At 73.2% G+C, this 9884-nt stretch carries 11 protein-coding genes; 6 read left to right on the top strand and 5 right to left on the bottom strand.

Annotated elements, in window-relative coordinates; translation table 11 throughout:
* Positions 1 to 27: 27 nt before the first annotated feature.
* On the bottom strand, positions 28 to 1182 hold the full coding sequence (locus tag ACFVTC_RS15335) for a diguanylate cyclase domain-containing protein (RefSeq protein WP_390127042.1): 1155 nt from the start codon (positions 1180 to 1182) through the stop codon (positions 28 to 30).
* A gap of 78 nt (positions 1183 to 1260) precedes the next feature.
* Complete coding sequence (locus tag ACFVTC_RS15340; RefSeq protein WP_390127043.1) at positions 1261 to 2103, bottom strand: enoyl-CoA hydratase/isomerase family protein; 843 nt, start codon at positions 2101 to 2103, stop codon at positions 1261 to 1263.
* Positions 2104 to 2313: 210 nt separating this feature from the next.
* On the opposite strand from ACFVTC_RS15340, the gene ACFVTC_RS15345 reads away from it, so the two are divergent.
* Positions 2314 to 3240 carry a hypothetical protein gene (locus ACFVTC_RS15345; RefSeq protein WP_390127044.1) on the top strand — a complete coding sequence of 309 codons (927 nt, stop codon included), beginning with the start codon at positions 2314 to 2316 and terminating at the stop codon, positions 3238 to 3240.
* A 79-nt stretch (positions 3241 to 3319) separates the two neighbouring features.
* Here ACFVTC_RS15345 and ACFVTC_RS15350 read toward each other — a convergent pair whose 3' ends face one another.
* Positions 3320 to 4666, bottom strand: coding sequence for an adenylate/guanylate cyclase domain-containing protein (locus tag ACFVTC_RS15350; protein ID WP_390127045.1), 1347 nt, complete (start codon positions 4664 to 4666; stop codon positions 3320 to 3322).
* A 160-nt stretch (positions 4667 to 4826) separates the two neighbouring features.
* Complete coding sequence (locus tag ACFVTC_RS15355; protein ID WP_168529920.1) at positions 4827 to 5702, bottom strand: biotin--[acetyl-CoA-carboxylase] ligase; 876 nt, start codon at positions 5700 to 5702, stop codon at positions 4827 to 4829.
* A 130-nt stretch (positions 5703 to 5832) separates the two neighbouring features.
* Here ACFVTC_RS15355 and ACFVTC_RS15360 point away from each other — a divergent pair, with 130 nt between their 5' ends.
* The 4 genes from ACFVTC_RS15360 (at position 5833) to ACFVTC_RS15375 (ending at position 8687) form a co-directional block, all read left to right on the top strand.
* On the top strand, positions 5833 to 7434 hold the full coding sequence (locus tag ACFVTC_RS15360) for an acyl-CoA carboxylase subunit beta (protein ID WP_390127046.1): 1602 nt from the start codon (positions 5833 to 5835) through the stop codon (positions 7432 to 7434).
* Positions 7435 to 7457: 23 nt separating this feature from the next.
* On the top strand, positions 7458 to 7667 hold the full coding sequence (locus ACFVTC_RS15365) for an acyl-CoA carboxylase epsilon subunit (protein WP_390127047.1): 210 nt from the start codon (positions 7458 to 7460) through the stop codon (positions 7665 to 7667).
* A gap of 233 nt (positions 7668 to 7900) precedes the next feature.
* Positions 7901 to 8029, top strand: coding sequence for a morphogenic membrane protein MmpB (gene mmpB, locus ACFVTC_RS15370; RefSeq protein WP_266701026.1), 129 nt, complete (start codon positions 7901 to 7903; stop codon positions 8027 to 8029).
* 37 nt (positions 8030 to 8066) lie between these two features.
* Entirely contained in the window at positions 8067 to 8687 is a 621-nt protein-coding gene (locus ACFVTC_RS15375; RefSeq protein ID WP_168529916.1) for a nucleoside triphosphate pyrophosphatase, read from the top strand.
* Positions 8688 to 8702: 15 nt separating this feature from the next.
* On the opposite strand, the gene ACFVTC_RS15380 is transcribed toward ACFVTC_RS15375, so the two are convergent.
* Positions 8703 to 9203, bottom strand: coding sequence for a hypothetical protein (locus ACFVTC_RS15380; protein ID WP_390127048.1), 501 nt, complete (start codon positions 9201 to 9203; stop codon positions 8703 to 8705).
* A 355-nt stretch (positions 9204 to 9558) separates the two neighbouring features.
* Here ACFVTC_RS15380 and ACFVTC_RS15385 point away from each other — a divergent pair.
* Positions 9559 to 9884: biotin carboxylase N-terminal domain-containing protein (locus ACFVTC_RS15385; protein WP_390127049.1), on the top strand; the 326-nt coding region annotated here is incomplete at its 3' end.

Genomic DNA, 9884 nt, shown 5'->3' on the forward strand with positions numbered 1-9884 from the left:
CCCCTTACTTCGCCGTACGTCCCGACGTCACGGGCGGCGCTGCTCGTGCCGCCCCCGGAAGCGGCGGCGCTCCCCCTCGGCCGGGGGCGGCGCGTCGGCCAGGCGTACGACCGGGTCGTCGGGCCCCTCCCGCCCGGCGACGACGGGCTGTGCGGCGCGAACGGCCTTCGCCCGGTACTGGGCGGCGTCGGCCAGCCGGAAGAGGCGGCGCGCCGAGCGCACCGGCCCGATCGGGTCCCCGGTAGAGGCGACCCCGCACGCGACCCCCTCGCCCATCTCCAACTCGGCGGCGCGGCGGCAGAGTTCACCGGCGATGCGCACGACCTCGCCGGCCGGCGGTCCGACCGCGAGAAGACAGAACTCGTCGCCGCCGAGGCGGGCGGCGAGAGTGCCCGGGAGCATGGCCCCGCACAGCGACAGCACCGACCCGAACCGCTCCAGGAGCCGGTCCCCGACGGCGTGCCCCCGGGTGTCGTTCACGCGCTTGAGCCCGTTGAGATCGCAGACGACGAGACTGACCACGACGCCCTCCGCCCGGTGCCGTGCGATCGCCTCGTCCAGACGCACGTCGACGGCCCGGCGGTTGGCGAGCCCGGTCAGGGCGTCCGTGAACGCCAGCCGCCGGGCCTCCTCCAGCCGCTCGGTCTGGGCGATCCCGGCCGCGACGACGGAGGCGAGGACGGTCGCGAAGTCCGCGTCCGCCCGGTCGAAGAAGGGCTCCGACGCGGGTCGGGCCACGTACAGCTCGCCCCAGGCGCGCCCGTGCAGCACGACCGGGGCGACCACGCAGCAGCCGCGCCCTCGCCTGCGCAGGGCGGCGACCCGCTGGTGGCAGTACCCGGCACGGCCGCCCGCCGGGCCGTCCGCGGTCTCCACCCAGGCGTTCGGGCCGCCGCCGCCGGCCCAGCGCTCGTGCAGGAACTCGGCGATCTCCGGGAACTGGTGCACCGGGTAGGCCTCCCGCTCGGGGAACTCCTCCTCGTCGGGCGCGCGTTCACCGACGTTCACCAGCACGCGGAGCCGGCCGAGTTCGCGCTCCCACACGGAGAGCGCGGCGAAGCTGCCGCTGAGCGCGTGGCAGGCACCGAGCGCCGCGGCCCGCCAGGATTCGCGCGGGGTGTGCGCCGCCGCCATCCCCTGCGCCAGCTCCACCACGGCCCTCAGCCGTCTGTCCTCACCCATCACTACAGGCTAGGGACATTTACCTTCATTTGGGATATCGGTACGGCGGACAGGGGTCCGAGTGGCCGTACCCGGAAGCTACTGGCCGGGCCACTGCGGCTTGCGCTTCTCGTTGAAGGCGGCGACCCCCTCCGCCCGGTCCCCGGAGAAGGCGACCGACCGCCAGGCGGCGTCCTCGACCTCCAGGCCCGCACGGAGGTCGAGCCCCTGCCCGAGCCGCAGCGCCCGCTTGGCCGCCCGCAGGCCGACGGGCGAGTTGGCGGCGACACGGGCGGCGAGCGCCAGTGCCTCCGCACGGTCCCGCCCCGCGTCCACGAGCTCGTCGACAAGCCCCAACTCCCGCGCCTCGGCCGCCTCCAGACGGCGCGCCGAGAAGATCAGCTCGGCCGCGCGGGCCGCACCGACGCGGCGCGGCAGCAACTGCGTACCGCCGCCTCCCGGGATCACCCCGACCGACACCTCGGGCAGCCCGAGCACCGCCGTACGGTCGGCCACGATCAGGTCGCACGAGAGCGCCAGCTCGAACCCGCCGCCGAGCGCGAAGCCGTGCACGGCGGCGACGGTCGGCATCGGCAGCTCCAGAACGCCCGTGTACGCGGCCCGCGCCACGGGGCGCTGCCGCATCAGGTCGGCGTCGGTGAAGGAGTTGCGCTCCTTCAGGTCGGCGCCCACGCAGAAGGCCCGCTCATGGGTCGAGGTCAGCACCACGACCCGCACACCGGGGTCCGCGGCGAGCGCCGCGCAGGCGCCGGCGAGGGAGCGGGCCATCTCCGTGGACACGGCGTTCATGGCCTTCGGCCGGTCGAGGGCGAGCTCCGCGACGTGCTCGTGCCGACGCACGACGACGAACTCCCCGAACCGCCGCTCGCCCTCGGACCGCCCCTCGTCCCCGGACCGCAGCTCGTCCCCTTGCTCCGCCATGACACCCTCCCTGTGAACGGTTAACGCGGGTTAACTTCCGCCTGCCCCGATCATCGCAGCCGACGCCGTCCGACGAAACCCGTCCCTTCGGCCGCGCTTCCACGTTCGGGTGACATCCCACCCAACTCCCGCCCCAGGCCCCCAAAAGACGCATAACCTGCGCACCGCCAAGGACATCGGGGAGCGTCCGCACACCGGGGAGGGATGACCATGACGAACGGCACGACGACGGACGTGGCGAGGGGGCCTTGGGTACGGGTGCCCCTGGTCCCGCCGGGGCCCACGGAGCCCACCACCCGCGTGGCGACGCTCTCCCAGGCACTCGGCCCGGACCGGCCGGGGGGAGTCCCCGCCGCGCCGCCGCCCGCCCGACCGCGCGGCGGGGAACCGCGCCGCCCCGAGCCCGCCAGGGCCTCCACGCCGCCAGGACGGACCCGGGACACGGACACCTCGCCGGCAGCCGCCGGGCGCGCGCCGGAACCGGAGGAGGCCGCCGGGACCGCCCCCCTCGCGTTCCGGCAGCGCACCGGCCGCGGACGGCACCGCAGGCCGCGGTCGCGCCGCGCGCTCCTCGCGGTGGGCGGGCTCGCGCTGGCCGCCGGGGCGCTGAGCCTGGCGCGGATGGCTCCCGACGGGGTCACCGGGGGCGGCAGCGGGGGCGCGGAGGCCGAGCCGAGGCCCGGGGTGGCCGACGACGGGGCGCTCGACGCCTCGCCGACCGTCTGGGCCGTGCCCTCCGCGCATCCCGCGTCCGCCGGTGCGGCCGCAGCGAAGGGCGGGGCGGCCGCGACCCCGACAGCGGGAGCGAGTCCCGGCGCGACGCCATCCGCGGCATCGACGGCGTCCCCGGGGCCCGCCGGAGCCGCCGGGGCGCCCGGGGTGACGGACCCGTCGGCCACGGCACCGCCCGGGGCGCACCGGCCGGGCCGCGCGGACGCGCCCGTGGACGACGCACCGGACGCGACCGGCATCCCCACGGCACCCGTACCGTCGCAGCCGCCGGCCGCGCCCGCGCCGCACCCCACGCCGAGCGCCACCACCCACGCCCCGGCCCCGAAGCCCGGTTCCCCCGGGCTCTGCGTGCCGATCGTGGGGATCTGCGTCAACAGCCTGACGAACCCGCTGGGACACGGGTAGCGGGGGCCGGGCAGGGCGCTGGGAGCGGTGCGCGGGGGAGGGACGGCCCGGCGCACCGCCGGGGCTCGCGGGACAGCCCTCAGGGCGTGTCCGACAGCTCCCGTCGGGCCAGCAGCCACGGTTCGATCACGCCGAGGCCACGGACCGGGCGCTGCCACATCGGCTGGAGGGCGAAGCGGTAGGCGGGCGGCTCCTCGCCCTCCTTCTCCGCGGTGGCCGCCGCCTCGGCGGCCTCGGCCTCGGAGGCGGGGGCGTCCTGGGTGCGCACCAGTTCCTCCGCGAAGGCGCCGTCCACCAGGACGGCGTCCCTCGGCGCTATCGACGTGAGCCGGGAGGCGAGGTTCACCGTCGTGCCGAAGACGTCGCCCATCCGGGTCGTGACGGTGCCGAAGGCGATACCGACACGCAGCTCCGGCATGGTCTCGTCGTTGGCCATCGTCTCGATGAGCCGCAGGGCGATCTCGGCGGCGACGCCCGCGTCGTCCGCGGAGTACAGCACCTCGTCGCCGAGGGTCTTGATGAGCCGGCCCCCGTGTGCGGCCACCAGGTCGGCGGCGGTGGTCTCGAAGGCCTCGACGAGCTCGCCGAGCTCCTCCTCCTCCATGCGGCGGGTCAGCCGGGTGAATCCGACGAGGTCCGCGAAGCCCACGGCGAGGCGGCGGTCGACCATCTCCTCGTCGTCACCGGCCTGGACCACCCGGCCGGTCGCGGCGGCGAGCTGGCGCCGCCAGACGTAGACGATGAACTCCTCCAGCTCGGGCAGGAGCAGCTCGATCAGGGGGTACGTGACCTCGGTGCGCGTCATCCCCGGTTCCGGGGGCTCGGTCAGCCCCTCCAGGAAGGAGTCGATCTGCCACTCGGCCAGCCGCGCGGTGGTCTGGCCGGTGGAGCGGGCGACCTGCACCGCCATCGCCTCGCTGAGCAGGCCCGCCTCGACGAGACCGGCCAGCCGGCGCAGGGCGAGGACGTCGGCCTCGGTCAGCGCCTTGGCCTGGCCTATGTCGGCGAAGCCCATGGCCCGCCAGAAGCGGGAGGCCAGTTCCATGGAGACACCGGCGCTGCGGGCGGCCTGGAATGGGGTGTAGCGGCGCTCGGCGCCCAGGATGAGCCCCTCCAGGCGCAGGGCGAGGGGATCCTCCCCGGAGTCGGCGGCCTGCTCGTCGAGCCGGTTCTGGGCGTCCAGCCGGCCCTGGCCGTCCAGCCGCCCCCGCGGGTCCGGCGGCGGGCTCGGGGTGTCCGACAGATTGCGGTCCGGACGCACGTTCGCATCCGATCGCTCCCGTGGGTCCCCGGCGTCCTCGTCACCGCGCAGGTCCGCGTCGGCGGCCGCGGGCGCCGGGTCGGTGGCCGACCCGGCGGTACGCCCCGGCTCACCGTCGGGAGCGGGATGCGCACCCGTGCCGGAGCCCGTGTCGTCGACGGTCACGCCTGCTGCCTTTCCGATCTGCCACGGTCAGGTATCGACCGCGCTCAACTCTACGGCAGGTGTGCGCTGGCTCACTCCTGACTCGTACGCCTGACCGGGACCCGGAACCACGATCGGCTCCGGTGCCCATCGCTGAGTACGGCCCGCCGGCCTCCAACGCTCAGGCCGGCCGGAGGTGGACGATGTCTCCCGCGCCCACCGGCTGCTGCACCCCCTCCTCCGTGGCCAGGACCAGACGCCCGTCCCCGTCGACGGCCACCGCCTCCCCGGTGATCGACCTGCCGCCCGGCAGTTCGGCCCGCACCACTCGTCCGAGCGTCGCGCACCCGGCGGCATATGTCTCCTGGAGACCGGAGGCGTCGGGGTCGCCGCCGGCGGCACGCCACTTCTCGTACCACTGCTCGAGCGAGCGCAGCACGGCCCGCAGCACGGTGTCACGGTCCGTGGTCGTCGCTCCGGCGAGGGCGAGCGACCCCGCGCCCGGCACCGGGAGCTCGTCCTCGCGCAGGGTGACGTTGATGCCGATGCCGACCACGACCGCGTCGGTCCCGGCACGTTCGGCGAGGATGCCGCCCGCCTTGCGTTCCGCGCCGTCCACCGTCACCAGCAGGTCGTTGGGCCACTTGAGTGCCGTGTCGACACCCGCGACCCGGGACAGGGCCGTCGCCACCGCGACCCCGGTCAGCAGCGGGAGCCAGCCCCAGCGCTCGACCGGGATCCCGGTCGGTTTGAGCAGGACGGAGAAGAACAGGCCCGAGCGGGCCGGTGCCGTCCACCGCCGGTCCAGGCGGCCGCGTCCGGCGTTCTGCTCCTCGGCGACGAGGACGGCTCCCTCGTCCGCCTTCCCGGAGACGGCCAGCCCGACCAGGTCGCTGTTGGTGGAGCCGGTGCCGGCCACGACCTGGAGATCGCTCCAGAGCCCGCCGTCCGCGCCGTCCCGCACCAGCGCCCGGCGCAGGGCGGTGGCGTTGAGGGGCGGACGGTCGAGGTCGGACCATCGGTTGTCGTTCGCGTCTGAGGCATCTCGCGGCGTCATGCAACCCACCCTAGGTGTGGTAAACGCCGCACTGCCGAACCGTATGGGCACCACTACCCTACGAGTCAGTAGCAACCCCCTGAGCACATCACCCTCATGTCCCACTGAGCAGGCAGGGAGCCGCATCCCGATGTCCGAGCCGGAAGAGCTGCACCACCCCGACATCCACACGACCGCGGGCAAACTCGCGGATCTGCGGCGCCGCGTCCAGGAGGCGACGCACGCCGGCTCGGCGCGGGCTGTCGAAAAGCAGCACGCCAAAGGCAAACTGACGGCCCGTGAGCGGATCGACCTGCTGATCGACGAGGGCTCCTTCGTCGAACTCGACGAGTTCGCGCAGCACCGCTCGACCGACTTCGGCATGGAGCAGAACCGGCCGTACGGCGACGGTGTCGTCACCGGGTACGGCATGGTCGACGGCCGTCCGGTCGCCGTCTTCTCGCAGGACTTCACGGTCTTCGGAGGCGCTCTCGGCGAGGTCTTCGGGCAGAAGATCATGAAGGTGATGGACTTCGCGCTGAAGACCGGCTGTCCGGTCATCGGCATCAACGACTCGGGCGGCGCCCGCATCCAGGAGGGCGTCTCGGCCCTCGGCATGTACGGCGAGATCTTCCGCCGCAACACCCACGCCTCGGGCGTCATCCCGCAGATCAGCCTGGTCGTCGGCCCCTGCGCGGGCGGCGCGGTCTACTCCCCCGCGATCACCGACTTCACGATCATGGTCGACCAGACCTCGCACATGTTCATCACGGGTCCGGACGTCATCAAGACGGTGACGGGCGAGGACGTCGGCTTCGAGGAGCTCGGCGGCGCCCGCACGCACAACGCGGTGTCAGGCGTGGCCCACCACATGGCGGGTGACGAGAAGGACGCCATCGAGTACGTCAAGCAGCTGCTGTCGTACCTGCCGTCCAACAACCTCAGCGAGCCCCCGGTGTTCCCGGAGGAGGCGGACCTCGCGATCACCGACGAGGACCGCGAGCTGGACACGATCGTGCCGGACAGCGCGAACCAGCCGTACGACATGCACACGGTGATCGAACACGTCCTGGACGACGCCGAGTTCTTCGAGACGCAGCCGCTGTTCGCGCCGAACATCCTCACCGGCTTCGGCCGGGTCGAGGGCCGGCCGGTGGGAATCGTCGCCAACCAGCCGATGCAGTTCGCCGGCTGCCTGGACATCGACGCCTCGGAGAAGGCCGCCCGCTTCGTCCGCACCTGCGACGCCTTCAACGTCCCGGTCATCACCTTCGTGGACGTCCCCGGCTTCCTCCCGGGCGTCGGCCAGGAGCACACGGGCATCATCCGCCGCGGCGCCAAGCTGATCTACGCGTACGCCGAGGCCACCGTCCCGCTCATCACGGTCATCACCCGCAAGGCGTTCGGCGGCGCGTACGACGTCATGGGCTCCAAGCACCTCGGGGCCGACCTCAACCTCGCCTGGCCGACCGCCCAGATCGCCGTCATGGGCGCCCAGGGCGCGGTGAACATCCTGCACCGCCGCACCATCGCCGCCGTCACGGACCCCACCGAGGCGGAGGCCACCCGGGCCCGGCTGATCCAGGAGTACGAGGACGCGCTCCTCAACCCCTACACGGCGGCCGAGCGCGGCTACATCGATGCGGTGATCATGCCCTCCGACACCCGCTCCCATCTCGTACGGGGTCTGCGTCAGCTGCGCACGAAGCGGGAATCACTTCCCCCGAAGAAGCACGGCAACATCCCCCTGTAGACCCGGGATCCTTGGGAGCGGACATGAACATCAAGGTCGTACGGGGCAATCCGACCCCGGAGGAGCTGGCCGCCGCACTGGCGGTGGTCCAGGTCCGCGCCGCGGCGGCGGCCGGCCCGCCGTCCGGCGCGCCGGGAACCAGGGACGCGTGGGCGGACCCGTCCCGCATCGCCGCCCGCCGCCTGCCGCAGCCGGGCGCGTCGACCTGGTCCCGGACCTACTGGCCCGGCTGACGGGAGCGCCCCGCGGGGACGCGGGGCCTCCTGCGGGCACGGGGCCTCGTGCGGGCGCGCGGCCGAAGAGGTGGCGAACTGCCTACGCGGGCCCCCCGCAGGCGGTTCGCCACCTCTTCGGCCATCGCCGCCGGGTCCGCTAAAGAAACCTCAGACCCGTTTACGGCGTGGAGGGAAAGGTTGAGTACGCGTACTCAGGCGCCCGGCACCCGGGCCGCCGCACGATCGGGGACATGCTGTGGTCCGACCCCGAGAACGAGCCGCCCAAGGAGTTGCGCGACATGCAGGACATGTTGCGTCGGCTCGGCGTTCTCATGGCGCTGGCCATGCTGCTCGCGATGATCGTCCTCGGCGTGATGTGAGCGGCGGACGACACGCCCGCGCCGATACGCTGACCGCATGACCGATCAGCCGCGCCGCCGCCTCGTCCTCGCCTCGCAGTCCCCCGCCAGGCTCAACCTGCTGCGGCAGGCCGGACTCGCCCCCGAGGTGATCGTGAGCGGGGTCGACGAGGACGCCGTCTCCGCCCCGACACCCGCCGAACTCGCGCTCGCCCTGGCCGAGGCCAAGGCCTCCGTCGTGGCCGCGCGGCCGGAGGTGCAGGGCGCCCTGGTGATCGGCTGCGACTCGGTCCTCGACCTGGACGGGCAGGCGCTCGGCAAGCCGGCGGACGCCGAGGAGGCCACCGCGCGCTGGAAGGCGATGCGCGGCCGGGCCGGGACCCTCCAGACGGGGCACTGCGTCCACGACACGGCCACCAAGCGCTACGCGTCGGCGACCGCGTCCACCGTGGTCCGCTTCGGCGAGCCGACCGACGCCGAGATCGCCGCGTACGTCGCCTCGGGCGAACCGCTCCACGTCGCCGGCGCCTTCACGCTCGACGGCCGCTCGGCCCCGTTCATCGAGGGCATCGACGGCGACCACGGGAACGTCATCGGCATCTCCCTGCCCCTGGTCCGCCGACTGCTGGGCGAACTGGGAGTCGGCATCACGGAGTTGTGGACACCGCGGGAGAAGTGACGGCCGCGAGGGCGGTCAGGAGGCGCTGGGCGCCGGAGGGGCCGCGACCGGGGCTCCTCCCTTGCCGCCGTTCGCCCCGTCCACGCCACCGCTGCCGTCTCCCGGCGCGGCGTCCGCGGGACCCGCCGCGGGGCCGAACGCCAGCAGCGTGAACACGATCAGTCCGAGCACCACCATCATGAAGGCGAACGCGCCCCAGCCCACCAGCCCCACCGTGAACGCGCCGAGCAGTCCGTGCACCACGGCGGCGCTGATCAGCAGGACACGCCCGAAGACCCCCGGCGCGCGGTTGCGCACCCCGGCGAGCAGCGCGGCGACCCCGCACAGCGCGAAGTAGAGACCGAAGACCAGTCCCCCGATCTTCGACGAGGCGGACATCATGTCCGAGTCGAGCCCCGCCAGGGACATGTCCTGCCGGTCGACGACCTCGCCGAGGAACCAGTTCAGCAGCGCGATACCGACCGCCTCCACGAAGAGCACGATCGCCGCCACCCACGCCACCGGTCTGCGTACCACCGGTCCCCACCCACTTCCGAGTGCTGTTACCCCAAGTACGTTCGAGCCACCCTGAACGCTACTAACGGGTAAACCACGGGACAAGGGTTCTGCCGAGGGCAAAGAATCGTTGGGCCATTCGTAGGGACTCCACAAAGAAACGATGTGCGGCGCGGCACAGCCGCACAGAGACCTTGACCACACAGGAGAGCTAGGGTTCAACCAAGGATTCCTGCGTACCGCGGTGTGACAAGGGATCTCGCGGGTCGAGCGAGCCTCGAATCACGCTCCGTGTGGGCAAGCTCACCATTGGGGACGGGTCGATAGGCCGTGTCGGCAGTCCCTAAACTCGGCTTGTTTCAAGGAGGGAGCCATCGTGCGCAAGGTGCTCATCGCCAACCGTGGCGAAATCGCTGTCCGCGTGGCCCGGGCGTGCCGGGATGCCGGGATCGCGAGCGTTGCCGTGTATGCGGAACCGGACCGGGACGCTGTGCATGTCCGAGCGGCGGACGAGGCGTTCGCGCTGGGCGGTGACACTCCGGCCACCAGTTATCTGGACATCGCGAAGGTGCTCAGGGCCGCCGGGGACTCGGGGGCGGACGCGGTTCATCCCGGGTACGGCTTCCTGTCGGAGAACGCGGAGTTCGCGCAGGCGGTCCTGGACGCCGGGCTGATCTGGATCGGGCCGCCCCCGCAGGCGAT

Source organism: Streptomyces sp. NPDC057950, assembly GCF_042887295.1.
GTDB lineage: Bacteria > Actinomycetota > Actinomycetes > Streptomycetales > Streptomycetaceae > Streptomyces > Streptomyces kaempferi.

Bases quoted from the DNA above. Each gene is read 5' to 3' on its own strand.
- ACFVTC_RS15360 (WP_390127046.1), top strand. From the start codon at position 5,833: ATGTCCGAGCCGGAAGAGCTGCACCACCCCGACATCCACACGACCGCG.
- ACFVTC_RS15340 (WP_390127043.1), bottom strand. From the start codon at position 2,103: ATGGCGGAGCAAGGGGACGAGCTGCGGTCCGGGGACGAGGGGCGGTCC.
- mmpB (WP_266701026.1), top strand. From the start codon at position 7,901: ATGCTGTGGTCCGACCCCGAGAACGAGCCGCCCAAGGAGTTGCGCGAC.
- ACFVTC_RS15365 (WP_390127047.1), top strand. From the start codon at position 7,458: ATGAACATCAAGGTCGTACGGGGCAATCCGACCCCGGAGGAGCTGGCC.
- ACFVTC_RS15355 (WP_168529920.1), bottom strand. From the start codon at position 5,702: ATGACGCCGCGAGATGCCTCAGACGCGAACGACAACCGATGGTCCGAC.
- ACFVTC_RS15345 (WP_390127044.1), top strand. From the start codon at position 2,314: ATGACGAACGGCACGACGACGGACGTGGCGAGGGGGCCTTGGGTACGG.
- ACFVTC_RS15375 (WP_168529916.1), top strand. From the start codon at position 8,067: ATGACCGATCAGCCGCGCCGCCGCCTCGTCCTCGCCTCGCAGTCCCCC.
- ACFVTC_RS15335 (WP_390127042.1), bottom strand. From the start codon at position 1,182: ATGGGTGAGGACAGACGGCTGAGGGCCGTGGTGGAGCTGGCGCAGGGG.